This window comes from Pseudonocardia broussonetiae, assembly GCF_013155125.1.
Classification (GTDB): Bacteria; Actinomycetota; Actinomycetes; order Mycobacteriales; family Pseudonocardiaceae; genus Pseudonocardia; species Pseudonocardia broussonetiae.
Genome location: NZ_CP053564.1, coordinates 3,802,047 through 3,826,449, shown reverse-complemented (window position 1 = coordinate 3,826,449; position 24,403 = coordinate 3,802,047). Strand labels below are relative to the sequence as shown.

Here is a 24,403-nt window from a genome sequence, read left to right as displayed (position 1 = left end):
TAGCAAGACTCAGCGCACGTGTGACGCGACGAACGGCGGCTTGACGACGGTGCACTCGAGCGCCCGGCCGCGGACGTCGACGGCCACGGTGTCGTCGAGCCCGACGCCCGACGCGGTGTCGATCAGCGCGAGCGCGATCCCGCACTTCAGCGTGGGCGAGAACGTGCCCGACGTGGTGACGCCGACGCGCTCCCCGTCGCGCAGGACGTCCATCCCCGCGCGGGGCACACCGCGCCCGGTGGCGCGCAGGCCGCGCAGCCGCCGCGCCGGCCCGGCCGCCTTCTCCGCCACGAGCGCGTCCCGGCCGCGGAACGCCGCCTTGTCCCAGCCGACGGCCCAGCCGCTGCCCGCCTGCACCGGGGAGATGTCGACGGACAGGTCCTGCCCGTGCAGCGGGTAGCCCATCTCGGTGCGCAGCGTGTCGCGCGCGCCGAGCCCGCACGGCCGGGCGCCCGCGGCGACGAGCGAGTCCCACACCGCGCCCGCGCCGTCGGCCGGCACGAGGAGCTCGTAGCCGCGCTCGCCGGTGTAGCCGGTGCGGCAGACGCGCACGTCGTCGACGTCGGTGAAGGCCATGTAGTCGAGCGCCGGCACGTCGGGCAGCACGGCGGGCAGCACCGCGTCCACGCCGGGACCCTGCACCGCGAGCACGGCGAGGTCGCGGTGCCGGTCGGTGACGGTGACGCCGGCCGGCGCGTCGGCGCGCAGGATCTCCGCCACGGCGGCGGCGTTGGCCGCGTTCGGCACGGCCAGCACCTCCTCGGGCCCGACCAGGTAGACGATGACGTCGTCGACGACCCCGCCGTCCTCGGTGCAGCACAGCGTGTACTGCGCCTGCCCCGGCCCGATCCTCCCCAGGTCGGCGCTGAACGTGCGGTTCACCAGCTCGGCCGCGCCCGGGCCGGTGATCGCGAGCTTGCCGAGGTGGCAGACGTCGAAGACCCCGACGGCCTCGCGCACCGCGGTGTGCTCGGCGACGGTGCCGTCGGCGTAGGACAGCGGCATCGACCACCCGCCGAACGCGCCGAGGGTGGCGCCGAGGGCGAGGTGGCGGTCGTGCAGCGGGCTGGTGAGGAGGTCGTCCACTCCCGCGACGCTACCGGGAGCGCTCGCCGCCCAGCACCGTGACGAGCATCCAGCCGATGGCCAGCACCACGACCGTCATCAGGACCTGCAGCACGGGCAGCAGCGCGGCGAGGGCCAGGCACAGTACGAAGCCGGTCCAGGACGTCCACATCGGCCAGCGCCGCTCGTCGGGGCGCAGGCGCAGCGCGGCGAGGTTGATCACCGCGTAGTAGACGAGGACCGAGCACGCCGACAGCGCGATGGCCGCGGCCGGACCGGCGAGCACGGCGATGACGGCGGCGACGGCGCCGCCCGCGAGGTCGGCCCGCCACGGGGTGCCGCGGCGCCCGATCACGGCCAGCGCGGCGGGCAGCTCGTCGCGCCGGGCCATCGCCAGGCCCGTGCGGCTGACCCCGACCAGCACCGACAGGAGCGCCGACCCCGCCGCCACGGCCGCGCCGACGCGCACGAGCACGCCCAGCGAGGGCGAGGGGCCGGTGTCGACGAGCGTCACCAGCGGCGTGGTCTCGGTGGCGAGCCGGTCGATGCCCAGGCCGACGATCAGCGAGATCCCGACCAGCAGGTAGGTCACCAGCGCGATCGCCAGCGCGACCTCGATGGCGCGGCGCAGCGTGCGCGAGGGGTCGCGGACCTCCTCCCCCAGCGTCGCGATGCGGGCGTACCCGGCGAAGGCGAAGAACAGCAGCCCGGCCGCGGTGAACGCCCCCAGCGGCCCGCCCGCCACCGGTTCGGGCATCTCCTCGGTGGGCACCGCGGCCACGACCGCGGTGTCGTCGCCCGCGCCGAGCAGCCCGCTGACGACGACCAGCGCGAGCACCGCCAGCGTGCCGCCGACCAGGGCGTACGCGCTGGTGGCCGTCCACCGCACGCCGGCGGTGTTCAGCCCCGTGACGACCAGGATGACGACGACCGCGGCCACCACCGGCTGCGACGGCAGCACGTAGCTGCCGAACACCCCCGCCGCCGCGGCGGCCGAGGACGTCTTCCCCGCGAGGAACGCCACCCCCGCCAGCCGCCCGGCACCGGGCGCCAGGCGCTCCCGCCCGTAGACGTACCCGCCGCCGCTCTCGGGGTGCGCGACGGCGAGGTCGGAGGTGGACCCGGCGTTGCAGGCGGCGACCACCGCGGCGAGGCCGACGGCCACCAGCAGCCACGGTCCCGCCGCGGCCGCCGCGGGCCCCCAGACGGCGAAGACCCCCGTGCCGAGCATCGCCGCGAGGCCGAGGACCACCGCGTCGGCGGTCCCCAGCCGTCTCTGCACACTTCCGGGCACCGCGACACGATGTCATCCGCCCCTGCCGACCGGACGACCGCGGCGGTGTCATTAGCATCTCGAAGAGGTCTCACCCGGCCCATGATCGAGAGGAACCCCGTGCCCACGGAACTGCAGCTCGGCAGCGGCGACCCCGCCTCCGCCACCGTCGACGCCGTCGTGATCGGCGTGCTGGCCGGCGACGGGACCCCGGTCCTCGCCCCCGGCGCCGCGGAGATCGACTCGGCCTTCGACGGCGGGCTCGCGGAGCTGCTCGCGGTGGCCGGCGCGTCCGGCAAGGCCGAGGAGGTCGTGCGCGTCCCGACCCGCGGCACGATCACCGCGCCGCTGCTCGTGGCCGTCGGCCTGGGCCCGCTCGACGACGGCGCCGAGCCCGACGCCGACGCCGTCCGCCGCGCCTCCGGGGCGGCCGCCCGCGCGCTGGCCGGCACCGGTCACGCCCTGTCGACGCTGGGCCGCCTCGACCTCGCCGCGGCCGCCGAGGGCACCCTGCTCGGCGCGTACTCCTTCACCGAGTACCGCAGCAACGGCGGCGGGAAGCCCCCGGTCGGGCGGGTCTACCTCCTCTCCGACGCCGACGGGGCCGACGACGCGCTGCGCGTCGCCACCGCGGTGGCCACGGCCGTCACCACGGCGCGCGACCTCGTCAACACCCCGCCCAACGACCTCTACCCCGCCTCGTTCGCCGACCGGGCCGTGGCGCTGGCCGAGGCGGCGGGCGTCGAGGTCGAGGTGCTCGACGAGACCGCGCTCGCCGAGGGCGGCTACGGCGGCGTGCTCGGCGTCGGCCAGGGCTCCTCGCGCAAGCCGCGCCTGGTGCGCCTGCGCTGGTCGGGCGGGGAGTCGCCGCGCGCGACGGTCGCGCTCGTCGGCAAGGGCATCACGTTCGACACCGGCGGCATCTCGATCAAGCCGGCCGCGAACATGGACCAGATGACCTCCGACATGGGCGGGGCCGCCGCCGTCATCGCGACGACGGTGCTGGCCGCGCAGCTCGGGCTGCCTGTCGCGGTCACGGCGACCGTGCCGATGGCCGAGAACATGCCGTCCGACACCGCGTACCGGCCGGGCGACGTGCTGCGGATGTACGGCGGCACGACCGTCGAGGTGCTCAACACCGACGCCGAGGGCCGGCTGATCCTGGCCGACGCGATCGCGCGCGCCGCCGAGGACGGGCCGGACTACCTCGTCGAGACCTCCACGCTGACCGGCGCGCAGCAGGTGGCGCTCGGGATGCGCACCGCGGGCGTCATGGGCAGCGAGGAGCTGCGCGACCGCGTCGCCGGGCACGCGCAGGCCACCGGCGAGGGCGGCTGGGCCATGCCGCTGCCCGAGCACCTGCGCGCCGACCTCGACTCCCGCGTCGCCGATCTCGCCAACGTCTCCGGCACCCGCTGGGGCGGCATGCTCGTGGCCGGGGTGTTCCTCTCGGAGTTCGTGCCCGAGGGCCTGCCGTGGGCGCACATCGACATCGCCGGCCCGAGCTTCCACTCCGGCGGCCCGTACGGCTACACGGCCAAGGGCGGCACCGGCGTGCCGGTCCGCACCCTGTTCGCGCTGCTCAGCGACATCGCCGAGAACGGCTGACGCCACCCGGCGAGTCCGCCGCCCTGCCCGGCACCCCCGACGCGCGGGGGTGCCGCTTCTCTCCCCGCCCGATCGGACCAGGCCCCACACGGGTGCGCCCCGGATGACAAGATGGGAAGCAGGCGGCGTGACATGCCGCGATACCTGACTTCGATAGGGAGTGTTTCGTGCCCGAGCACAACGCGGACCTGGTGATCCTCGGCGGCGGGTCGGGCGGTTACGCCTGCGCGCTGCGCGCTGCGGAGCTGGGGATGTCGGTGGTGCTGATCGAGAAGGACAAGCTCGGCGGGACCTGCCTGCACTACGGCTGCATCCCCACCAAGGCCCTGCTGCACGCGGCCGAGGTCGCCGACTCCGCCCGCGAGGGCGAGCGCATCGGCGTGCGCAGCACCTTCGACGGCATCGACATGGCGGGCGTCAACTCCTACAAGGACGGCGTGATCGCCAAGCTCTACAAGGGACTGCAGGGGCTCGTGAAGTCCCGCAAGATCACCCTCGTCGACGGCACGGGCCGCTTCGAGGGCCCGAACGCGGTCGTCGTGGGCGACGACCGGTACGTCGGCAAGAAGGTCGTGCTGGCCACCGGCAGCTACGCCAAGTCGCTCCCCGGTCTCGACATCGGCGGCCGCATCCTCACCTCCTACGAGGCGATCCACCTCGACGAGGCCCCCAAGCGGGTCGTGGTGCTCGGCGGCGGCGTCATCGGCGTCGAGTTCGCCAGCGTCTTCAAGAGCTTCGGCGCCGACGTCACCATCGTCGAGGCGCTGCCCCACCTGGTGCCCAACGAGGACGAGTTCGCGTCCAAGGCCCTGGAGCGCGCGTACCGCAAGCGCAAGATCACCTTCAAGACCGGTGTGAAGTTCACCGGCGCCAAGCAGACCGACGAGGCCGTCACGGTGTCGCTCGAGTCGGGCGAGGAGATCGAGGCCGACCTGCTGCTCGTCGCGATCGGCCGCGGCCCGAACACCGCCAACGCCGGCTACGAGGAGGCGGGCGTGACGATGGAGCGCGGCTTCGTCCTCACCGACGAGCGGCTGCGCACCAACCTGGAGAACGTCTACGCGCTGGGCGACATCGTCCCCGGCCTGCAGCTCGCGCACCGCGGCTTCGCCCAGGGGATCTTCCTCGCCGAGGACATCGCGGGCCTCAACCCGCCGGTGCTCGACGAGGCCGGCATCCCGCGCGTCACCTACTGCGAGCCCGAGGTGGCGTCGGTCGGCCTCACCGAGGCGCAGGCCAAGGAGAAGTACGGGGAGGTCGAGACGCTGGTCTACGACCTCGCCGGCAACGGCAAGTCGCAGATCCTGCAGACCCAGGGCGCCATCAAGCTGGTGAAGGCGGGCGGCAAGGGCACCGAGGGCCCGGTCGTCGGCATCCACATGGTCGGCGCCCGCGTCGGCGAGCTCATCGGCGAGGCCCAGCTGGTCTACAACTGGGACGCCCAGGCCGAGGACGTCGCTGCGCTGGTCCACGCGCACCCCACCCAGAACGAGGCCTTCGGCGAGGCGTTCCTCGCGCTCGCCGGCAAGCCCCTGCACAGCCACTCCTGACCGCTCCCCCGAACCGCGTAGAAGAAGGAGCCCCGAGAGCCATGGCGTTCTCCGTCCAGATGCCCGCGCTCGGTGAGAGCGTCACCGAGGGCACCGTCACCCGCTGGCTCAAGCAGGAGGGTGACCGGGTCGAGGTCGACGAGCCGTTGCTCGAGGTCTCCACCGACAAGGTCGACACCGAGATCCCGTCCCCCGCCGCGGGCGTGCTGCAGCGCATCGTCGCCGGCGAGGACGAGACCGTCGAGGTCGGCGGTGAGCTGGCCGTGATCGGCGACGGCGACGAGCCCGCGTCCGACGACGGCGGCGACACCCCGGCCGAGTCGGCCGTCGAGGCGCCCGCGGAGGAGGAGCCGGCCGAGGACGAGCCCGCCTCGCCGCCGAACCAGGCCGAGGAGCCGGCGGAGAAGCCGCAGGCCTCGACCAAGCCGAGCGGCTCGGGCGGCGGCACGGCGATCACGATGCCGGAGCTGGGCGAGAGCGTCACCGAGGGCACCGTCACGCGGTGGCTCAAGGAGGTCGGCGACGAGGTCGCGGTCGACGAGCCGCTGCTCGAGGTCTCCACCGACAAGGTCGACACCGAGATCCCCTCCCCGATCGCCGGCACGCTGCTGGAGATCACCGCGGCCGAGGACGAGACCGTCGAGGTCGGCGGGCAGCTCGCCCTCATCGGCGACGCGTCGGCGGCGCCGGCCGAGGAGTCGGCGCCCGAGCCGGAGCCCGAGCAGGAGCAGCCCAAGCAGGAGCAGCCCAAGCAGGAGCAGCCCGAGCAGGAGCAGCCCGAGCAGCCGGAGCCGGCCGAGGCCCCGAAGGCCGAGGCCCCGAAGTCGGGCACCGACGGCGGCCCGGCGCAGGTCGAGGAGAAGGCCGAGCGTGAGGAGGTCGCCTCCGAGCTGCCCTCGCGGCCCGACTCCGGCAGCGCCAGCACCAACGGCAGCGGCGACGCCCCCACCGGTGCGCCGTACGTGACGCCGCTGGTCCGCAAGCTGGCCGCCGAGCACGACGTCGACCTCTCGACGATCACCGGCTCGGGCGTCGGCGGGCGCATCCGCAAGCAGGACGTCCTGGCCGCCGCCGAGGCGGCCGCACCGGAGCCGGAGCCCGCCGCCCCGGCCCCCGCCGCCGCTGCGTCCTCCGGCTCGGGCGGCGCGCCCAGCGCCCCGACCACGATCCCCAAGGCCGCGGCGAACGCGCCGGAGCCGGGCACCACGGTGAAGCTGCCGCGCCTGCGCCAGGTCATCGCGAAGCGGATGAGCGAGTCGCTGGCGGTGTCGGCGCAGCTCACGACGGTGCAGCAGGTCGACGTCACCCGCATCGCGAAGCTGCGGGCGAAGGCGAAGGCCGAGTTCGAGCGCCGCGAGGGCGTCAAGCTCACCTACCTGCCGTTCTTCGCGAAGGCCACCGTGGAGGCGCTGAAGGCGTTCCCCCAGGTCAACGCGTCGATCAGCGAGGACGGCAAGGAGGTGACCTACCACGGCGGCGTGCACCTGGCCATCGCGGTCGACACCCCGCGCGGCCTGCTCGTGCCGGTCATCAAGAACGCCGAGGACCTCAACCTCGCCGGTCTCGCGCGCAAGATCGCCGACGTGGCGGCCCGCACGCGCGACAACAAGATCGGCCCGGACGAGCTCTCGGGCGGCACGTTCACCATCACCAACATCGGCAGCGCCGGTGCGCTCTTCGACACACCGATCATCAACCAGCCGCAGGTCGCCATCCTCGGCACGGGCGTGATCACGAAGCAGCCGATGGTGATCACCGGCACCGACGGCGACGACGTCATCGCGGTCCGGTCGGTCTGCTACCTGCCGATGACCTACGACCACCGCCTGGTCGACGGCGCCGACGCCGGCCGCTTCGTCTCCGCGATCAAGGCGCGGCTCGAGGAGGGGGCGTTCGAGGCCGACCTGGGTCTCTGACGGCCGATCACACGGAGGGCGCGCGACGACGGGACACCCCGGGTCGCGCGCCCTCCGGCGTTCGGCGAGTATTCACCGCGTGCGCGTCCTCATCGCCGGTTCGTCCGGTCTGATCGGAACAGCCCTCGTCTCCCACCTGCGCGAGACCGGCCACGACGTCCTGCGGCTGGTCCGCCGGACGCCGGCCGCCCCCGACGAGCGGGGCTGGGACCCACCTGCGGGCCGGATCGACGACGGCACGTTCGAGGGCGTCGACGCCGTGATCAACCTCGGCGGCGTCGGCATCGCCGACCGCCCGTGGACCGGGGCGCGCCGCCAGGAGATCCGCGACAGCCGGATCGTCCCCACCGAGGTCCTCGCCGCCGCGGTCGCCGAGCACGGGGTGCCGGCGTTCCTGTCCGGCTCGGCCACGGGCTACTACGGCGACACCGGCGGCGTGGCCGTCGACGAGGCGGCGCCGCACGGGCGGGGCTTCCTCGCCGAGGTGTGCGCCGACTGGGAGGCCGCGACGGGCGCGGCGCGGGACGCGGGCGCCCGGGTGGTGCCGCTGCGCACCGGCCTCGTGCTCTCCCCCGCCGGTGGCCTGCTGGGCCTGCTGCGGCCGCTGTTCAAGGCGTTCCTGGGCGGGCGACTGGGCCCGGGCACGCAGTACATGCCCTGGGTGTCGCTCGACGACGAGGTGGGCGGCATCCGGTTCGCGCTGGAGACGCCGTCGATCACCGGCCCGGTCAACCTGGTCGGGCCCACGCCCGCCACCAACGCCGAGCTGACGAAGGCGCTGGCCGCCGCGGTCGGCCGGCCGACGTCGATCCCGGTGCCCGCGGTCGTCATCCGGACGGTGCTGGGCTCGATGGGCGAGGAACTGCTGCTGTTCGGGCAGCGGGTCGTGCCGGCGGCGCTGGAGTCCTCGGGCTACCAGTTCCGCCACCACGCGGTCGGCGAGGCGCTCTCGGCGGCCGTCGGCTCGTGAGCACGCATGACGTGATCGTGGTCGGCGCCGGCCTGGCGGGGCTGCGCGCCGCGCGGCTGCTCGGCCGCCGGGGGCTCAACGTGCGGGTGCTCGACGCCGCCGACCGCCCCGGCGGGCGGATGGCCACCGACGTCGTCGACGGCTTCCGCTGCGACCGCGGGTTCCAGGTCCTCAACACCTCCTACCCCGCGCTGCGCGCCGCCGCGAACCTCCCCGCGCTCGACCTGCGCGCGTTCGAGCCCGGCGCCGCCGTCCGCGGCGCCGACGGGCGGCTGCACCGGTTCGCGAACCCCGCGCGGCGCCCGTCGCAGGCGTTCGCGACGGCGTTCGACGGGCTGTTCGGCGTCCGCGACAAGGCGAAGCTGGTGGCCTGGACGGCCCGCGTGCTGGGCGCCCCGCCCTCGCGGACCGCCCGCCTCATCGACCGCTCCGCCGCGCATGACCTCGCCGCGGCCGGGCTGGACGGGCCGGTCGTCGAGCGGTTCCTGCGCCCGTTCCTGTCCGGCGTGCTGGGCGAGTCGGCGCTGACGACGTCGGCGGCGTTCGTCCGGCTGGTGTGGCGCAGCTTCGCGCTCGGCACCGTCGCCGTGCCCGCCGAGGGCATGGGCGCGCTGCCCGCGCAGCTCGCCGCGTCCCTGCCCGACGGCGTGCTGGAGCTGGGGCAGCGGGTCACGACGGTCCGCCCGGGCGTCGTGCACACCGCCGACGGGGAGCGCACCGCGCGGGCCGTGCTCGTCGCCGTCGACCCGGTCACCGCGGGCACCCTGCTCCCCGGCCTCGACGTGGCCCCGATGCACGCCCTGACCACCTACTACCACGTCACCGACGCCCCGCCGGCCGAGCTGCCGCTGCTGCACCTCGACGCCACGCGCGGGCCCGTCGCCAACACCGTGGTGCTCACCCGCGCCGCCCCCGGCTACTCCCCCGACCACCGCGCCCTGATCTCCTCGACCGTCGTCGGCTCCCCGATCCCCGAGCCCGACGTGCGCCGGGAGCTCGCGCGGATCTACGGCCGGTCGGCCGCCGACTGGTCGTACCTGCACACCGCCGAGGTGCGGGCCGCCCTCCCGGCGTTCCGGCCGGGCAACCCGGTGCAGCGCGAGGTCGCGCTGGGCGACGGGCTGTTCGTCGCGGGCGACCACCGCGACACCCCGTCGACGCAGGGCGCGCTGGTGAGCGGCCGGCGGGCCGCGGAGGCGGTGCTCGCCCACCTCGGCACCCTTGCCGAAGTCAGGTAAGGCTTGCTTTACTGCCGGGCATGTCACCGTCCCTGTCCCGGCGCACCCTGCTCGGCGGCCTCGCCGCCGCCGGGCTGCTGACCGCCTGCTCCCCGGGCGCCGCCGCCCCCGCACCGACCGCCACCCGCAGCGTCACCCATCCCCTGGGCGTCAGCGAGGTGCCGGCGCAGCCGGCGCGGGTGCTGGCGCTGGACCGGCGATCGACGCTGCCGCACCTGCTCGCGCTGGGCGTCACCCCGGTCGGCGCGCTGACGCACGCGGGGATCATCGGCTCCGACTTCCCGTCGGTGCTGGCGGGCGCGGTCGACGGCGTCACCGTCGTGCCCGTCACCGACGGGTCCGACGTGCCGGCGCTGGAGGCCGTCGCGGCGCTGCAGCCCGACCTGATCGTGGGCTGGGCGCGCGGCCTGGAGGAGGTGCACCCGCAGCTCGCCGAGATCGCCCCGACGGTCGGGGTCGACATCGACTTCTCCGACGCGTCGGTGGCGCTGCGCAGCATCGCCGCCGCGCTGGGCCGGGAGGCGCAGGCCGACGAGGTGATCGCCGGGTTCGACGCGCGCCTCGCCGAGGCCGCGGCGGCCGTCGGCGACCCCGGGCCGGTCACGGTGCTGCTGGGCGTGGGCGGCGGGCAGTTCCGCGTGTACCGGCCGGGCTCGGTCACGGTCGCCCGCTGGGTCGCCGACTTCGGCGGGGAGGTCGTGCCCGACCCGACGACGCTGCCCGGCGACGTCACCGACGACTTCACGACGATCAGCCCGGAGAACCTCTCGCTGATCACCGGCGAGACGATCGTGCTGCTGGCCAACACCGGCGCCGACGGCGAGGCCGCCGTGCGGGAGATCGAGACGTCGCCGCTGTGGCCGACGCTGCCGGCCGTCGCGGCCGGGCGCGTGGTGCGGGTGGAGTCGCAGTCGGCCGTCGGCAACTTCGGGTTCCAGGGCTACGAGGCCGTCCTGCGCACCCTCACCGCGCAGTGGGCGGCGTTCGCCTGATGCGACCGGCGACCCGCCGCGTAGCGTGAGGCCATGGCCTCCCGTGCGAGCTGCCGGCGCAGCACCGACCCCGTCCGCATCGACCGCATCGGCGTCATCGAGTACGTCGCCGCCTGGGACACCCAGCGCGCGAACGCCGGGGCGCGGCGGGCGGGCACCGGCCCCGACGTGCTCATGCTGCTGGAGCACCACTCCGTCTACACCGCGGGCAAGCGGACGCGGCCCGAGGACCGCCCGACCGACGGCAGCCCCGTCGTCGACGTCGACCGCGGCGGCCGCATCACCTGGCACGGCCCCGGTCAGCTCGTCGGCTACCCGATCATCGGGCTGGCCGAGCCGCTGGACGTCGTCGACTTCGTCCGGCGGCTGGAGGAGGCCCTGATCCACGTCGTGCACGGCCTCGGGCTCACCGCGGCCGGGCGCATCGACGGCCGCAGCGGCGTGTGGCTGCCCGCCGACGACCGCGGTCCCGAGCGCAAGGTGGCCGCGATCGGCGTGCGGGTGCAGGGCGGGGTCACGCTGCACGGGTTCTCGATCAACTGCGACCCCGACCTCACCGAGTTCGACCGGATCGTCCCCTGCGGCATCGTCGACGCCGGCGTGAGCTCGCTGAGCCGGGAGCTCGGACGCCCGGTGCCGATCGACGCGGTGATCGACGACGTCACGGTCGCCGTGCTGGACGCCCTCGACGGGCGGCTGCCGGTGGCCGAGCACCCCGTGGCCCGCGTCGCCGCGCCCGCCGGGCTCGACCTGCGCCTGCACCCCTCGCTGCAGTAGCCGACCGCCGCGGCTCACCGCGGCCGCCGACGTGGCGGGGCAGCTCGGCAGCTAGCGCAGCTGCGGCACGACGTCGGAGGCGATGAGGTCGACCTGGTCGAGGTCGGCGAGGTCGAGGAGCTGGCAGTAGACCCGCGACACGCCGGCCCGCTCCCGCCAGGTCCCGAGCCGGTCGACGACCTGCGTGGGCGACCCGGCCAGCCCCTCGGACCGCAGCTCGTCGACGTCGCGGCCGAGCGTGAGCGCGCGGCGGGCGACCTCGGCGTCGTCACGCCCGACGCAGACGACCTGCGCGACCGAGCGCACCAGCTCCGACGGGTCGCGCCCGACGGACTCGCACGCCGCACCGACGCGCTCGAACTGCTCCGCCGCCGCGTCGACGCCGGAGAACGGCACGTTGAACTCCGCGGCGTACCGGGCGGCCAGCTCGGGCGTCCGCTTCTTGCCCCGGCCCCCGACGACGATCGGCGGCCGCGGCTGCTGCACGGGCTTGGGCAGCGCGGGCGAGTCGGTGACGGTGTAGTGCGCGCCGTCGAAGGAGTAGCGCTCGCCCGGCAGCGTCCCCCAGAGGCCCGTGATGATCTCCAGCTGCTCGGTCAGGCGGTCGAAGCGCTCGCCCAGCGGCGGGAACGGGATGCCGTAGGCGGCGTGCTCGGCGTCGAACCAGCCCGAGCCGAGCCCGAGCTCGACGCGCCCGCCCGACATCCGGTCGACCTGCGCCACCGACACCGCGAGCGGGCCGGGCAGCCGGAACGTGGCCGAGGAGACGAGCGTGCCCAGGCGGATGCGGGAGGTCTCGCGGGCGAGGCCGGCGAGCGTCAGCCAGGCGTCGGTCGGGCCGGGCTCGCCGGAGGCCTCCCCCATGGCCAGGTAGTGGTCGGAGCGGAAGAAGGCGTCGTAGCCGGCCGCCTCGGCGGCCTGGGCGACCCGGAGCAGGTCGTCGTAGTCGGCGCCCTGCTGGGGCTCGGTGAAGATCCGGAAGTCCACGGGCCCGAACCTACTGGCACCATCGTGATCATGCCGTGGACGCTGCGCGACCTGGACGACCAGACCGGCCGCACGGTGCTCGTCACCGGCGCCACGTCCGGGCTCGGGCTCGCCTCCGCCGCCGCGCTGGCCGGCGCCGGGGCCCGCGTGCTGCTGGGCGCGCGCGACCCGGAGCGCGGGCGCCGCGCGCTGGAGCGGGAGCCCGGCGGCGAGGTCGTCACGCTCGACCTGGCCGACCTGGAGTCGGTCCGCCGCGCCGCCGCCGACGTCCGCGAGCGCACCGGCGACGCCCTGCACGTCCTCATGAACAACGCCGGCGTGATGGGACTGCCGCCCGGGATCACCGTCGACGGCTTCGAGTCCCAGATCGGCACCAACCACCTCGGGCACGCGGCCCTGACGTGGCTGCTCATGCCGGCGCTGCGCGGGGCGGGGGCCGCCCGGGTGGTGACGCTGTCGAGCCTCGCGCACCGCGGGCCGGGCCTCGACGTCGACGACCTGCACTTCGCCCGCCGCGCCTACACCGGCGCGCGGGCCTACAGCCAGAGCAAGCTCGCCAACCTGCTGTTCGCCCGCGAGCTCGACCGGCGGCTGCGCGCGGCGGGCGAGGACGTGATCTCCGTCGCCGCGCACCCCGGCCTGACCGACACCGCGCTGCTGTCGTCGTCGGTGCGGGCGCGCAGCGGGGCGTGGCTGGTGCTGCCGCTGGCGCGGGTCGTCAACGCCGTCACGACGCAGCGGGTGTCGCGCGGGATGCTGCCCCAGCTCTACGCGGCGACGTCGTCGCAGGTCAGGGGCGGTGACTACGTCGGCCCGGGTGGGCTCGGCGAGACGCGCGGGCTCCCCGCCCCGGCCCGGGCGTCCGCGGCGGCGCGCGACGAGGGCCTGGCCGCGCGGCTGTGGGACGCCACCGCCGCCGAGACGGGCGTGGCGCCCGACCCGGCGTAGCCTGGGCGGCGTGACGATCGCACCCGAAGGTCGCAAGCTCCTGCGTCTGGAGGTCCGCAACAGCGAGACCCCCATCGAGCGCAAGCCCGCGTGGATCCGGACCAAGGCGAAGACCGGACCCCAGTACACCGAGCTCAAGGCGCTGGTGCGCTCCGGTGGGCTGCACACCGTGTGCGAGGAGGCGGGCTGTCCCAACATCTACGAGTGCTGGGAGGACCGCGAGGCCACCTTCCTCATCGGCGGTGAGCAGTGCACCCGGCGCTGCGACTTCTGCCAGATCGACACCGGCCGCCCCGCCGACCTCGACCGCGACGAACCCCGCCGGGTCGCCGAGTCCGTGGCCCAGATGGGGCTGCGCTACTCCACCGTCACCGGGGTGGCCCGCGACGACCAGCCCGACGGCGGGGCCTGGCTCTACGCCGAGACCGTCCGGCTGATCCACGAGCTCAACCCCGGCACCGGCGTCGAGCTGCTGATCCCGGACTTCAACTCGATCGACGCCCAGCTCGACGAGGTCTTCGCCTCCCGCCCCGAGGTCCTGGCCCACAACCTGGAGACCGTGCCGCGGATCTTCAAGCGGATCCGCCCGGCGTTCCGCTACGACCGCTCCCTCGAGGTGATCACCAAGGCCCGCGCGGCCGGGCTGGTGACCAAGTCCAACCTGATCCTGGGCATGGGCGAGACGCCCGAGGAGGTCGTGTCCGCGCTGCGCGACCTGCACGAGGCCGGCTGCGAGATCATCACCATCACCCAGTACCTGCGCCCCTCCGCCCGCCACCACCCGGTCGAGCGCTGGGTCAAGCCCGAGGAGTTCGTCGAGCACTCCGAGGCCGCCAAGGAGATGGGCTTCGCCGGGGTCATGGCCGGCCCGCTGGTGCGCTCCTCCTACCGCGCCGGGCGCCTCTACGCCCAGACCAAGGCCGCCCGCGGCGAGGAGCTCAGCCCCGAGCTGGCCCACCTCGCGGCGGAGGGCACGGCGGCCCAGGAGGCCGGCAGCCTGCTGGCCCGCAGCTAGCTAGCGCCGCGCCTGCTCCCGGTTCGCCCCGTGCGGGCCGGCGAGCCAGTCGGCGGCGGCCAGGCGCGCGTCGGCCGGTTCCTCCCCGCGCCGCAGCGCGTCGACGTAGGCGCGGTCGGCGGCGAGGCGGGCCGCCACCTCCGGGCCCCGCGCGACCGCGCCGTGGCCCGGCACGACGACGTCGACCCGGCGTGCGGCGTCGGCGAGCCGGTCGAGCGCCTCCTCGTAGGCGCCGACCTGGTCGTCCTGGGTGACGTCGAACAGCGGGATGAGGAGGTCGGAGAGCATGTCGCCCGCGAGCAGGACGCCGCGGTCGGCGAGGAGCAGCGCGGCGTGGCCGAGGGCGTGCGCCCGGTGCTCGACGACCTCGCCCGGTACCGGCCCGCCGTCCGCCGGGAGCGGGGTGAGGAGCGCGACCAGCTCGAGGGGCACGCCCGTCGCGCTCTCGGTCGCCATGGCCTGCGCCCGCTCCCGGCGCTCCCCGGCCAGGCGCGCGCAGGCGTCGGTGGCGTAGCGCGGAACGTCGCCGAGGCGGGGGTGCCAGAGCAGGTGGTCCCAGTGCGGGTGGGTGGAGAAGCCCGCGACCACCGGGACGCCGAGCCGGTCCAGGTCGTCGGCCAGGCCGTCCATCTCCGCGCCGTGGATGCCGGGATCGACCACGACCAGCCCGGCGTCGCCCCGCACCACGACCGAGTTGGTCCACACCCACTCGCTCTGCCGGACCCAGACGCCGTCGGCCACCTGCGTCAGCACCGGCCCACCCCGTCGTGCGCGTCCATGTCCGCTCCCCTCGCTCGTGCGCGGTGCCGTCACCGCACTCCGGTGGGACCGGGACCGGCGGCGGAAGTCATCGGTCGGGGCTCAGGGGCGGGCGGCCAGCGCGGCGTCCACCAGCTCCCCCGCCCGGCCCGTCCCCGCACCGTCGGGCACCGACGCCGCCATGCGCTCGGGGTGCACCGTGAGCCCCTCCAGGCTGGTGCGCAGCCGCGAGGCGGCCCCGCCGGTGGCGCGCAGCAGGTCGGCGAGGGTCTCCCACTCGCTGTGCCACGCGCCCGCCGCGCGCTGGTGCTCCCCGTCCATCGCCGCGAGCAGGACGGCGACGAGGCCGGGGGCGCGCCGCGCCGAGGCCCGGGCGGTGACGGCGGCGATCGGGTTGCGCTTGTGCGGCATCGACGACGAGTCGCCGGGCGCGGCCTCGCTGACCTCGCCCAGCTCGGTGCCCGCGAGCAGCACGACGTCGGTGGCCGGTTTGGCGCACGCCCCGCCCGCGACGCCCAGGGCCCCGGCGAGCTCGCCGATCCGGGTGCGCTCGGTGTGCCACGGGACGCCCGGGTCGGCCAGGCCCAGCCGCGCGGCCAGGTCGGCGGCGACCGGCAGCGGCAGGCGGTCGAGCGTGCCCGCCGGGCCCCCGAGCTGCGCCGGCAGCCCGCTCAGGACCGCGGCGAGGCGCGTGCGGGCGCGGTCGAGGCCGGTGCACCAGCCCGCGGCCACGAGGCCGAACGTGGTCGGCAGCGCCTGCTGGCCCAGCGTGCGGGCCATCGTCGGGGTGCCGCGGTGGGCGGCGGCGAGGCGGGCGGCGGCGTCGGCGGCGCCGCGCAGGTCGTCGAGCAGGACCTCCCCGGCCCAGCCGGTGAGCAGCACCGCGGCAGTGTCCATGACGTCCTGGCTGGTGGCGCCGGGATGCACCGACGGCCCGACCTCGGGACCGACGGCCGCGCGCAGCGCGCGGACCAGCGGGATCACCGGGTTGCCGCCCTCGACGGCGGCGGCGCCGAGCGCGGCCGGGTCGACGTCGAGGTCGACGGCGGCGATCGCCTCGGCGTGCTCCGCCGGGATCACGCCGTGGGCGGCCGCGGCCTGCGCGAGCGCCACCTCCACGGCGACGAGTGCGGCCACCCAGGCGGCGTCGTCGAGGCGGGCGGCGACGCGGTCACCGCCGAACAGCGGGTCGAACAACGCTCCGCGCGCCACACGCACCTCCCGGTCGGGTGTGCGAACGGCCCGCTCGCACGTGCTCATTGTGCGAACGGGCCGTTCGGCCGGGACGGGTGGGTGCTGCGTCAGGCCGCCGGGCCGGGCGTCACCGGCATCGTCCGCAGGCCGCGCACCAGGGTGCTGCGCCGGTAGACCAGCTCGGCCGGGTCGACGGCCAGGGCCAGCTCGGGCCGCCGGGCCATCAGGCGCCCGATCGCCTCCTGCCCCTCGATCCGCGCGAGCTGCGCGCCCAGGCAGTGGTGCAGGCCGTGGCCGAAGGCGACGTGGCCGCCGGCGTCCCGGTCGATCTTGAGCTCGGCGGCGTCGGGCAGGCGGGCGTCGTCGCGGTTGGCCGAGGCCAGCGAGAGCGACACGACCGCGCCGGCCGGGATCGTCACGCCCGAGTACTCGACGTCCTCGGCCGCGAAGCGCGCGGGCGCGCTGTGCACCGGGGAGTCCCAGCGCAGGAACTCCTCGACCGCCGACGCGATCAGCTCCGGCCGCTCCGCCAGCAGCGCACGCTGCTCGGGGTGGGTGAGCAGCGCGAGGACGCCGTTGCCGATCAGGTTGACGGTGGTCTCGTGCCCGGCGATGAGCAGCAGCATCGCCATGGCGACGAGCTCCTCCTGCGACAGCACGTCGCCCTCGTCGGCCACCTCGATGAGCCCGCTGATCAGGGCGTCGTCGGGGTTGTCGCGCTTGGCGTCGATGAGCGTCGAGAGGTAGGCGTGCAGCTTCGTCGACGCCTCCATCGCCTGGTCCTGGGTCGACTCGTCGACCATCACGTTGGACCAGGAGGCGAAGTCGTCGCGGTCCTCGGCGGGCACGCCGAGCAGCTCGCAGATGACGAACACGGGCAGGAGGAACGCGTAGCGGGCCATGAGGTCGACGGGGCCGTCCTCGGGCAGCTCGGCGAGCAGCCCGTCGGCGAACTCGGCGATGCGCGGGCGCAGCTCCTCCATCCGGCGCACGGTGAAGGCGCGCGAGACGAGCTTGCGCAGCCGGGTGTGCTCCGGCGGGTCCATGAGGATCATCATCGGGATCGGCGTGGCCGGCTGGCCCGCGCGCTGGTCGGCCGGCAGCGTGTAGCGCCAGTCCTTGCTCAGCCGCGGGTCGGTGAGCGCGGCGCGGACGTCGGCGTGGTCGAACATCATCCAGACCGACCCGCCGGGCTGCTTCACCTCGCGCACCGGGCTGTCGTCGCGCTGCACGCCGTAGACCGGGTACGGGTCGTTCCAGAATGCGCCCTCGAACAGGGCCGGGTCGTCGTGTGTTGCCTGATCATCGTGTGTGGTGGTCACGGTGCTCCCATCGGCGATGTAAGCGTCAGCTTACGTGAAGTCGGGCGGGGGCCAGGGCGGCCGGCGCGGCGGCCCCCCGGACGACGGAGGCGGCCAGTGCCGCGAGCGCGGGCGCGGACTCGATGCCCGAGCCGCCCTGGCCCGCGACGAACCAGAAGCCGGGGTGGTCGGGCCAGGCCCCGACGACGGGACGCCGGTCGGGGGCGAACGAGCGCAGCCCGGCCCAGCTCGTGCGCACCGAGCGCAGGCCCAGCGCGGTGACGGCCTCGACGCGTTCCAGCGCGAGGGCCACGTCGACGTCGTCGGGGCGGGCGTCGCCGGGCGCGGCGGGCGTCTCGTCGGCGCGGGAGACCAGCAGGTCGGGGCCGTCGGACTTGAAGTAGAAGCGCTCGGCGGCGTCGATCACCATCGGGCGGGAGAGCCGGGCGGGGTCGGGCACGCGGGCGACCGCGATGGTGCGCCGCAGCGGGGCGAGCCCGACGCGCGGGACGCCCGCCAGCGCGGCGACCTCGTCGGCCCACGCCCCGGCGGCGTCGACGACCGCTCCCGCGACGACCAGCTCCCCGCCCGCGGTGATCCGCCAGCCGTCGCCGTCGCGGGTGATCGCGGTGGTCCGGGCGCCACTGCGGACGGTGCCGCCGCGCGCCCGCAGGCCGCGGACGTAGCCCTGGTGCAGGGCGTCGGTGTCGATGTCGGCCGCGCCCGCCGTCAGGGCGGCGACGCGCACGGCGCCCGGGGCGAGGGTCGGGCTGCGGCGCTGCGCCTCGGCGGCGTCGATGGCGACCGGGGCGCCCGGCTCCCCCGCGCGCTCGGCGAGGACCTCGGCCAGCGCGCGCTCCCCCTCGTCGTCGCAGCCGACCCACAGCACCGGGCGGGGGTCCAGCAGCGGCGGCGTGCCGAGCTCGTCGGCCAGCGCGGCGAACCGGGGGCCGCTGTCCTCGATCAGCGCGCGGACGACGTCGGCGCCGTGGCCGGGCACGTAGATCGCGGCGGAGCGGGCCGTGGAGTGCCGGCCCAGCACGTCCTCGGCCTCCAGCAGCAGCACCGAGCGGTCGGCCGCCAGCTCGTAGGCCACGGACGCCCCGGCGATGCCGCCCCCGACCACCACCACGTCGGCCACCACCACGTCGGTCACACCGACCACGGTAGGGATATTCGGTGGCGCCGCCGTCCGGGCCGCCGTTACCGTCCTCACATGCGCTACTGAGACGCCGCCGCGCTCGCCGCGGCCCCGCGGCCGGTCGACCCCTCGGTCCCCGCCGCCGGTCATCCCGTTCGGCCCTGTCCACCGGCCGGTCCGGCCGTGCCCGGCCCCGTGCTGCCCTCAGGAGACCCGCATGCGTGCTGTCACCCCGTCCACCCCGTCCACCCCGCCCGCCAACCGCGCCGCCCGGCGCGGGAAGCAGACCGAACCCGTGCCCCCGGCCGCCCGCTACCGCGGTCCGGCGGTACCCGCCCGGCCCGCACAGGGCCGCCGGATCGCCCCGATACGCCGCTCGGGCTGATCCGGTCCCCACCCCGGCGCCGCCGGTCCCGCGTCCACGGGACCGGCGGCGCCCGGCCTCTCCTCGCCGTCCGCCCGGGGCTGTCGGTGCCCCGAACTAGGATCGGCGGCGTGGGTACCTGCACGGTGTGGTGGGCCGCGCCGGTGGCTCCGTCCGGTGCGCCCGGGCTCGTCGGCCTGCTCGACGCCCACGAGCGCGAGCGGCTCGCCCGCTTCCGCCGCGAGGGCGACGCCGCCCGCTACCTCGCCGCCCACGCGCTCACGCGCCGCGCGCTCGGTGAGCGCCTCGACGCCGACCCCGCCGCGCTCGTGTTCGACCGCACCTGCCGGTGCGGGGAGCAGCACGGGAAGCCGCGCCTCGCGCAGGGTCCGGGGTTCTCCTTCACCCACGCCGGCGACGTCGTGGGCCTCGCCGTCCACGACGGCCCGGTCGGCCTCGACGTCGAGCAGGCGCGCCCGCTCACCGACCTCGCCGGTATGGCCGAGCATGCTTGCGCCCCCGACGAGCGCGTCACCGACACCGGCGAGTTCTTCCGGCTGTGGACGCGCAAGGAGGCGCTGCTCAAGTCCACCGGCGAGGGCCTGTCGACGCCGATGGCCGACATCTCGATCGCCGCCGACGGCGCGGTCCGGTGGGGTGGCCGCGCGGTGTGGCTGCTCGACCTGTCCCCCGCCCCCGGCTACCCGGCCGCGCTCGCCGGCCCCGGCCCCGCCCCGCCCGCCGTCATCGAGGCGGACGGGCACGCGCTGCTGCGGCCGTGAGCGGCGCCGGGCGCTGGGTCCTGCACCTGGACATGGACGCCTTCTTCGCCTCCGCCGAGCAGCTCACGCGCCCGACGCTGGCCGGGCGCCCGGTGCTGGTCGGCGGGTTGGGGCCGCGGGCGGTGGTGGCCGGCGCGAGCTACGAGTCGCGCGTGTTCGGCGTCCGCTCGGCCATGCCGATGGGCCAGGCGCGGCGCCGCTGCCCGCACGCGGTCACCGTGCCGCCGCGGTTCGTGCTCTACCAGTCGCTGTCCGAGCAGGTCATGGGCGTGCTGGCGGAGGCGGCGCCGGTGCTGGAGCCGGTGTCGGTCGACGAGGCCTACCTGGAGCCGCCCGCGCTGGCCGGCGCCGACGCGGCCGAGGTCGAGCGGTTCGCCGTCGACCTGCGGGCCGCGGTGCGCGCGGCCACCGGGCTGCCGGCGTCGGTCGGCGCCGGGTCGGGCAAGCAGCTCGCCAAGATCGCCTCCGAGCTGGCGAAGCCCGACGGGCTGCGGGTCGTCACGCCGGCCGAGCAGGAGGCGGTGCTCGCGCCGCTGCCGGTGCGGGCGCTCTCGGGCGTCGGGCCGGTGGCCGAGACGGGGCTGCACCGCCTGGGCATCCGCACGGTCGGCGCGATCGCCGCGATGGACCTGCGCGAGCTCACCGGGCTCCTCGGCACGGCCGTCGGCACCGAGCTGCACCGCCTGGCCCGCGGCGTCGACGAGCGCCCGGTCGCCCCGCGCGGCGCGGCCAAGCAGATCAGCGCCGAGACCACCTTCGACGCCGACCTCACCGCGATGCGCGCCGTCCACGAGGCCGTCGCGCGGATCACCGGGGCGGCGCACCGCAGGCTCGTCGCGTCCGGACGGGCGGCGCGGACGGTCACCGTGAAGGTCCGCAGCGCCGACTTCACCACCCACACCCGCTCGGAGACCTCCGCCGTCGCGAGCACCGACCTGGGCGCGCTCACCGCGGTCGCGCAGCGGCTCGCGCGCACCGCGGTGCCCGAGGGCGGCGTCCGGCTGATCGGGGTGTCGCTGGCCGGCCTGGGCGACGACCCGCCGCCCGCGCTGTTCGAGCCGCCCCGCGAGCCCGACCTCGTCCTCGACGCCGAGCCGGAGAGCACGGCGCAGGAGGAGCCCGACGTCGCGCGCCCCTGGCGCCCCGGCGACGACGTGCGCCACGACGAGCACGGCCACGGCTGGGTGCAGGGCGCCGGGCACGGGCGCGTCACGGTGCGGTTCGAGACGCGCACCACCGGCCCCGGCCGCGCCCGCACCTTCCCCGCCGACGACCCGGCGCTGGTCCGCGCCGACCCGCTGGGCAGCCTGGCCTGAGCGGTCGCGATCAGTCCGGCGGCCGCCACGGCCGGGGCGGCAGCACCGGCAGGCCGCTCGGCGCGCACTGCCCGCCCCGCTCGCCGGCCACCCGGAAGATCGTCCAGCCGATCACGCCCGCGAGGATCGAGCCGGCCAGGATGCCGATCTTGGCCTGGTTGACCAGCGCCTCCTCGTCCAGCGCCAGGTCGGTGACGAACAGGGCCACGGTGAAACCGATGCCGGCGAGCCCGGCCCCGCCGACCAGCTGGCCCCAGCGCAGCGTGTCCGGCACGCGGCCGATCCCGGTGCGCAGCGCCAGCCAGGTGCCCGCCGTGACGCCGATGAGCTTGCCGACGGTGAGCCCGGCGATGATGCCGAGCGTGATCGTCGACGTGAGTGCGGCGGCGATCGTCTCCCCGCTGAGCAGGACACCCGCGTTGGCCAGCACGAACAGCGGCACGATGACGTAGCCGGTCCAGGGCTGGACGCGCATCTGCAGGCGCTCGTTGGGCGACACCGCCTCGGTGACGGCGGCCTGCGCCACCATCGCCCGCTGCGCGCTCGGGTCGACGAGGAAGCTGCGGCCCGCCGTCTGCACCCGCTGGATGTCCTCGGGGCGCGGTGCGTAGGCGTTGACGAGCAGGCCCATCGCCACCCCGACGACGCTGGGGTGCACGCCCGAGCGCAGCGTCGCCCACCACATGAGCACGCCGATCACGACGTAGAGCGGCGTGCGCCAGATCCGGGCGAAGCGCAGGGCGAGCAGCGCGAGGAACAGCGCGCCGGCGAGCAGCAGCGCGACCACGTCGACGTCGTCGGTGTAGAAGACCGCGATCGCCGCGACCGCGCCGATGTCGTCGACGATGGCCAGGGCCAGCAGGAACACCCGCAGCTGGTCGGGGCAGCGGGGCCCGACCAGCGCCAGCACGCCGATCACCACCGCGGTGTCGGTGGAGATCGCGATGCCCCACGCGCCCGCGCCCGGACCGCCCGCGTTGAGCAGCAGGTAGATCCCGGCGGGGACGACGAGCCCGCCGATCGCGGCGATGGTGGGCGCGGCCAGCGCGCGGATCCCGCGCAGCTCGCCCAGCACCATCTCCCGCGAGATCTCCAGCCCGACGGAGAAGAAGAACAGCACCATCAGGCCGTCGTTGACCCAGTGGCGCAGGTCGAGCGTGAGGTCGGCACCGCCGACGCTGAACGCCACCGGGGTGTGCCAGAAGTCCTCGTACCCGCCGACGAGGTTGGCCCAGAGCAGGGCGGCGACGGCGGCGACGAGCAGCAGCACCGCGGACCCGGACTCGGTCGCCAGGAAGGAGCGCGCGGCGCGGCTGAGCTCACCGCGCTCGGTTAGGGTCGTGACGGCCACCGGCACGATCTTGCCACCGACTGCCCGTCGATCACTGCGAGGCGACCATTCCCACGCTCGACCCGCCCATCGGGCCGTACGACCACCTGCAGGGAGTGCTCGGGGCGGAGGTCGACCTCGTCGAGTACGGCGACTTCGAGTGCCCCTACTGCCGGGCCGCCGCGCCCGTCATCGAGGAGGTCCGGCACCGGCTGGGCGACCGTCTCGTCTTCGCGTTCCGGCACTTCCCCCTCGCCGAGCTGCACCCGTACGCGCTGTCGGCCGCGGTCGCGGCGGAGGCCGCCGGGCTCGCCGGGCAGTTCTGGCCGATGCACGCGCTGCTCTACTCCGGCGAGGAGCCCACCCTCACCCAGGCCGACCTGCGCCGCTACGCCGAGACCATCGGCGTCGACCCGGCGACGGTGCTGTGGCCGGCCACCCGGGCGGTCGAGGACCGGGTGGAGGCCGACTTCAACAGCGGCGTGCGCTCCGGGGTGCTCGGCACCCCGCAGCTGTTCGTGCGCGGGGAGCCCTACCGCGGCCCGATCAGCGTCTCCGCGCTGCTCGAGGCGTTCGAGGACTGAGCGCCCGAGGACTGGACGTTCGAGGACTGGGCGTCAGACCTGCTCGCCGGCGTCGGCGGTCGCCGCGTCGGTGACCCCGGCATCGCCGAACGTGGCGACGTCGTGCAGCGCCCGCACCGCCGCCCGCAGCAGGGGCAGGGCCAGCACCGCGCCGGTGCCCTCCCCCAGGCGCAGGCCCAGGTCGAGCAGCGGGTCGAGACCCAGGTGGCCCAGCGCGAGGCGGTGCCCGGGCTCGGCCGAGCGGTGCCCGGCGACGCAGTACGCCACCGACCGCGGCGACAGCGCGGCCGCGACGAGCGCCGCGGCGCCCGCGCTGACGCCGTCGAGCAGCACCGGGATCCGCCGGGCCGCCGCGCCGAGGACGAGCCCGGCGATGGCCGCGTGCTCCAGGCCACCGAACGCGGCGAGGACGCCGATCGGGTCGGAGGGGTCGGGCCGATGGCGGGCCAGCGCGTCGCGGACGACGCCGGTCTTGCGGGCGAGCGTGGCGTCGTCGATGCCGGTGCCGCGGCCGGTCGCCCGATCGGGATCGGCGCCGGTGAACGCGCAGATCAGGAGCGCGGCGGCGGTGGTGTTGGCGATGCCCATGTCGCCGGTGAGGACGCACCCGCGCTCGGGCACGGCCGCGATCCCCGCCTCGACCGCGGCCACGACCTGCTCCCGGGTCAGGGCTGGGCCCACGGCCAGGTCGGCGGTGCCGTCGGCCACGCGGCGGTCGAGCACACCGTCGAGCGCGGGCAACGGCGCGGCGACGCCCACGTCGAGCACCGTCACCCGCACGTCCGCGGCCCGGGCGAACGCGTTGACCACGGCCCCGCCCGCCGCGAAGTTGGCCACCATCTGCCCGGTGACCTCCTGCGGCCACGGCGTGACGCCCTGCGCGTGGACGCCGTGGTCACCGGCGCACACCATGACCACGGCCGGGTCGGGCAGCGGCGGCGGGCAGGTGCCGGCGATGCCGGCGAGGGTGACGGCGAGGTCCTCGATCCGCCCGAGCGAGCCGGGCGGCTTGGTCATCCGGTCGAGCCGGTCGGCCGCGGCGGCGCGGGCGGTGGCCGACGGCGGGGTGATGGCGGCGAGGGTGGCGGAGAGCAGCGAGCTCACTGGGCACCTCCGCGGCGGGTGCGGGCGGGGGTGGTGCCGGCGGGGGCGGTGCCGGCGGGGCCCACCGTCTGCCCTGAGCGAACGGCACTTTCACCCAACGGGACTGGGCGAAAGTGCCGTTCGGACGAGGCGGGGGGGTGGGGAGGGGGGCCGAGCGCGGGGTGGGGGAGGGGGGCAGAGCGCGGGGTG

The 24,403-nt window shown here is 76.0% G+C and carries 22 protein-coding genes; 13 read left to right on the top strand and 9 right to left on the bottom strand.

What is annotated here, in order from left to right; translation table 11 throughout:
• Positions 1-9: 9 nt before the first annotated feature.
• Entirely contained in the window at positions 10-1,086 is a 1,077-nt protein-coding gene (gene gcvT / locus HOP40_RS18845; RefSeq protein ID WP_172160388.1) for a glycine cleavage system aminomethyltransferase GcvT, read from the bottom strand.
• A gap of 10 nt (positions 1,087-1,096) precedes the next feature.
• Positions 1,097-2,359, bottom strand: a complete 1,263-nt coding sequence (locus HOP40_RS18840) for an APC family permease (RefSeq protein ID WP_240157142.1) — start codon at positions 2,357-2,359, stop codon at positions 1,097-1,099.
• Between the two features lie 81 nt (positions 2,360-2,440).
• Between HOP40_RS18840 and HOP40_RS18835 the strand changes: the two genes are divergently transcribed.
• The 7 genes from HOP40_RS18835 (at position 2,441) to lipB (ending at position 11,389) form a co-directional block, all read left to right on the top strand.
• Entirely contained in the window at positions 2,441-3,946 is a 1,506-nt protein-coding gene (locus tag HOP40_RS18835) for a leucyl aminopeptidase (protein ID WP_172160386.1), read from the top strand.
• A gap of 167 nt (positions 3,947-4,113) precedes the next feature.
• On the top strand, positions 4,114-5,496 hold the full coding sequence (gene lpdA / locus HOP40_RS18830) for a dihydrolipoyl dehydrogenase (RefSeq protein ID WP_172160384.1): 1,383 nt from the start codon (positions 4,114-4,116) through the stop codon (positions 5,494-5,496).
• 41 nt (positions 5,497-5,537) lie between these two features.
• Positions 5,538-7,412 (top strand): 2-oxoglutarate dehydrogenase, E2 component, dihydrolipoamide succinyltransferase, encoded by a 1,875-nt coding sequence (sucB, locus tag HOP40_RS18825; protein ID WP_172160382.1) that lies wholly within the window; start codon positions 5,538-5,540, stop codon positions 7,410-7,412.
• 79 nt (positions 7,413-7,491) lie between these two features.
• Positions 7,492-8,382 (top strand): TIGR01777 family oxidoreductase, encoded by an 891-nt coding sequence (locus HOP40_RS18820; protein WP_172160381.1) that lies wholly within the window; start codon positions 7,492-7,494, stop codon positions 8,380-8,382.
• Positions 8,379-9,620, top strand: a complete 1,242-nt coding sequence (locus HOP40_RS18815; RefSeq protein WP_172160379.1) for an NAD(P)/FAD-dependent oxidoreductase — start codon at positions 8,379-8,381, stop codon at positions 9,618-9,620. Before HOP40_RS18820 ends, HOP40_RS18815 begins: the two co-directional genes overlap by 4 nt.
• 20 nt (positions 9,621-9,640) lie before the next feature.
• The gene (locus HOP40_RS18810; RefSeq protein ID WP_172160377.1) at positions 9,641-10,612 is read left to right on the top strand and encodes an ABC transporter substrate-binding protein; all 972 of its coding nucleotides are present in this window, start codon (positions 9,641-9,643) and stop codon (positions 10,610-10,612) included.
• A 33-nt stretch (positions 10,613-10,645) separates the two neighbouring features.
• Positions 10,646-11,389, top strand: a complete 744-nt coding sequence (gene lipB / locus HOP40_RS18805; RefSeq protein WP_172160375.1) for a lipoyl(octanoyl) transferase LipB — start codon at positions 10,646-10,648, stop codon at positions 11,387-11,389.
• 51 nt (positions 11,390-11,440) lie between these two features.
• Here the strand turns inward: lipB and HOP40_RS18800 are convergent, their stop codons facing one another.
• The gene (locus tag HOP40_RS18800) at positions 11,441-12,376 is read right to left on the bottom strand and encodes an LLM class F420-dependent oxidoreductase (protein ID WP_172160373.1); all 936 of its coding nucleotides are present in this window, start codon (positions 12,374-12,376) and stop codon (positions 11,441-11,443) included.
• A 30-nt stretch (positions 12,377-12,406) separates the two neighbouring features.
• Here HOP40_RS18800 and HOP40_RS18795 point away from each other — a divergent pair, with 30 nt between their 5' ends.
• Together HOP40_RS18795 and lipA are read left to right on the top strand one after the other, a co-directional pair.
• Positions 12,407-13,324 carry an oxidoreductase gene (locus HOP40_RS18795; protein ID WP_172160371.1) on the top strand — a complete coding sequence of 306 codons (918 nt, stop codon included), beginning with the start codon at positions 12,407-12,409 and terminating at the stop codon, positions 13,322-13,324.
• 10 nt (positions 13,325-13,334) lie between these two features.
• Positions 13,335-14,339, top strand: coding sequence for a lipoyl synthase (lipA, locus tag HOP40_RS18790; RefSeq protein WP_172160369.1), 1,005 nt, complete (start codon positions 13,335-13,337; stop codon positions 14,337-14,339).
• Here the strand turns inward: lipA and HOP40_RS18785 are convergent, their stop codons facing one another.
• From HOP40_RS18785 to HOP40_RS18770, 4 genes are all read right to left on the bottom strand, one after another.
• A complete protein-coding gene (locus HOP40_RS18785) occupies positions 14,340-15,092 on the bottom strand; it encodes an MBL fold metallo-hydrolase (protein WP_172160367.1) in 753 nt (250 codons plus the stop codon).
• Between the two features lie 108 nt (positions 15,093-15,200).
• Complete coding sequence (locus HOP40_RS18780; protein ID WP_240157140.1) at positions 15,201-16,310, bottom strand: lyase family protein; 1,110 nt, start codon at positions 16,308-16,310, stop codon at positions 15,201-15,203.
• A gap of 89 nt (positions 16,311-16,399) precedes the next feature.
• A complete protein-coding gene (locus HOP40_RS18775) occupies positions 16,400-17,614 on the bottom strand; it encodes a cytochrome P450 family protein (RefSeq protein WP_172160363.1) in 1,215 nt (404 codons plus the stop codon).
• Between the two features lie 25 nt (positions 17,615-17,639).
• Positions 17,640-18,749, bottom strand: coding sequence for an NAD(P)/FAD-dependent oxidoreductase (locus tag HOP40_RS18770; protein ID WP_172160361.1), 1,110 nt, complete (start codon positions 18,747-18,749; stop codon positions 17,640-17,642).
• 202 nt (positions 18,750-18,951) lie between these two features.
• Between HOP40_RS18770 and HOP40_RS18765 the strand changes: the two genes are divergently transcribed.
• The 3 genes from HOP40_RS18765 (at position 18,952) to HOP40_RS18755 (ending at position 21,196) form a co-directional block, all read left to right on the top strand.
• Positions 18,952-19,119: a hypothetical protein gene (locus HOP40_RS18765; RefSeq protein WP_172160359.1), complete on the top strand. Its 168-nt coding sequence runs from the start codon at positions 18,952-18,954 to the stop codon at positions 19,117-19,119.
• Positions 19,120-19,229: 110 nt separating this feature from the next.
• On the top strand, positions 19,230-19,880 hold the full coding sequence (locus HOP40_RS18760) for a 4'-phosphopantetheinyl transferase family protein (RefSeq protein ID WP_240157139.1): 651 nt from the start codon (positions 19,230-19,232) through the stop codon (positions 19,878-19,880).
• Complete coding sequence (locus HOP40_RS18755) at positions 19,877-21,196, top strand: DNA polymerase IV (RefSeq protein ID WP_275691299.1); 1,320 nt, start codon at positions 19,877-19,879, stop codon at positions 21,194-21,196. The genes HOP40_RS18760 and HOP40_RS18755 overlap by 4 nt, the downstream gene beginning before the upstream one ends.
• 10 nt (positions 21,197-21,206) lie before the next feature.
• On the opposite strand, the gene nhaA is transcribed toward HOP40_RS18755, so the two are convergent.
• Entirely contained in the window at positions 21,207-22,547 is a 1,341-nt protein-coding gene (gene nhaA, locus HOP40_RS18750; protein ID WP_172160355.1) for a Na+/H+ antiporter NhaA, read from the bottom strand.
• A 20-nt stretch (positions 22,548-22,567) separates the two neighbouring features.
• Here nhaA and HOP40_RS18745 point away from each other — a divergent pair, with 20 nt between their 5' ends.
• Positions 22,568-23,110, top strand: coding sequence for a DsbA family protein (locus HOP40_RS18745; protein WP_275691371.1), 543 nt, complete (start codon positions 22,568-22,570; stop codon positions 23,108-23,110).
• 33 nt (positions 23,111-23,143) lie between these two features.
• On the opposite strand, the gene cobT is transcribed toward HOP40_RS18745, so the two are convergent.
• Positions 23,144-24,214: a nicotinate-nucleotide--dimethylbenzimidazole phosphoribosyltransferase gene (gene cobT, locus HOP40_RS18740; protein ID WP_172160353.1), complete on the bottom strand. Its 1,071-nt coding sequence runs from the start codon at positions 24,212-24,214 to the stop codon at positions 23,144-23,146.
• Between the last annotated feature and the right edge of the window lie 189 nt (positions 24,215-24,403).

What these genes read in the sequence shown, in the direction of transcription:
- HOP40_RS18765 (WP_172160359.1), top strand. Translation starts at nt 18,952, where the DNA reads ATGCGTGCTGTCACCCCGTCCACCCCGTCCACCCCGCCCGCCAACCGC.
- HOP40_RS18795 (WP_172160371.1), top strand. Translation starts at nt 12,407, where the DNA reads ATGCCGTGGACGCTGCGCGACCTGGACGACCAGACCGGCCGCACGGTG.
- lipB (WP_172160375.1), top strand. Translation starts at nt 10,646, where the DNA reads ATGGCCTCCCGTGCGAGCTGCCGGCGCAGCACCGACCCCGTCCGCATC.
- HOP40_RS18810 (WP_172160377.1), top strand. Translation starts at nt 9,641, where the DNA reads ATGTCACCGTCCCTGTCCCGGCGCACCCTGCTCGGCGGCCTCGCCGCC.
- HOP40_RS18835 (WP_172160386.1), top strand. Translation starts at nt 2,441, where the DNA reads ATGATCGAGAGGAACCCCGTGCCCACGGAACTGCAGCTCGGCAGCGGC.
- sucB (WP_172160382.1), top strand. Translation starts at nt 5,538, where the DNA reads ATGGCGTTCTCCGTCCAGATGCCCGCGCTCGGTGAGAGCGTCACCGAG.